This window comes from Candidatus Obscuribacterales bacterium (assembly GCA_036703605.1).
GTDB lineage: Bacteria > Cyanobacteriota > Cyanobacteriia > RECH01 > RECH01 > RECH01.
Genome location: DATNRH010000843.1, coordinates 1 through 1,020, shown reverse-complemented (window position 1 = coordinate 1,020; position 1,020 = coordinate 1). Strand labels below are relative to the sequence as shown.

1 protein-coding gene is annotated in these 1,020 nt (G+C 51.4%); it reads right to left on the bottom strand.

Features of this window, described 5'->3' with window-relative positions; all coding sequences use genetic code 11:
* Positions 1-48 precede the first annotated feature (48 nt).
* Positions 49-381: a hypothetical protein gene (locus tag V6D20_17405; protein ID HEY9817560.1), complete on the bottom strand. Its 333-nt coding sequence runs from the start codon at positions 379-381 to the stop codon at positions 49-51.
* Positions 382-1,020 lie beyond the last annotated feature (639 nt).

Sequence of the window (1,020 nt, the reverse complement as noted above, 5' to 3'; positions counted from 1 at the left end):
GGCAGCCAGGTCGGCCAGGGCCAAGCAATAGCTGACGTCAGTCTCCCCTTACCTAGTTGTATTTACATCTTTCAATTCCAAGGTTACTGCAAGCGAACTCAGTGCATTGATACTCGGTAAGGCATCTTCCAGGTGCTTCGGAGTAAAGTTGATCCGTTCTAGGACTTCTTCCAAGCGCTGAGCCTCCCCATGGTACTCCTTTGTCTTCATTTTTAAATCTTCAATAATTATTTGCGTGTCTGCGTTTCGTCTGATGTTCTTTTTTGCCAATTCGTAGAGAACATCGGTTGTTTCATCATTGAACTCGAAGTATGGGAGCTTATTTGTGTCCAAAGTTTCCTTCAGCCAAGATACGACAAATTTCTGACGTTCTTCGGACATCTTGATGAAAATTAGTCTGCTTCAGGTGAAAATGGCCGCTCGAACTAGTTTGCAGCTCAAAAATCGCGCCAATTTTGGGAGGGAGCAACCAGAAAATCGCCGCGGTTCTTCTTAATGCTCTTCGTTTTCTCTGCTTCGATGCCTTCGAGATCGTGAAGCCCTCGCAACGCAACGGCATCGATTTCTTTTATTACGGACAAGGGAAGGAAATGCCGGAGATTGAGGACCAGTTGACTTCATCAGCAGTGCGGAGTGTGACTTGACCGTTGGCCCTAACCTCCACGGTCTCTGGGCCATTGCCTAGACGTGAGCAGGTCCCCTACCCACAGTGGCAAAGAGGTAGCCGCCATCGGGCGTGCACTCAGCAGGCAGGGTAAACATTGTGGCGGGGGTAGTCTTTTCCACCACGCAAGAGGGAGAGCAGCCGCCGCTAGTGGCGTTGTTGATGGCCAGCAGCCGCCGCTAGTGGCGTTGTTGATGGCCAGCAGCCGCCGCTAGTGGCGTTGTTGATGGCCAGCAGCCCCCGCAACTCACACTGCCTGCTCTTAGCCATGCCCTAGTTAGCCATGCCCTAGTTAGCCATGCCCTAGTTAGCCATGCCCTAGTTAGCCATGCCCTAGTTAGCCATGCCCTAGTTAG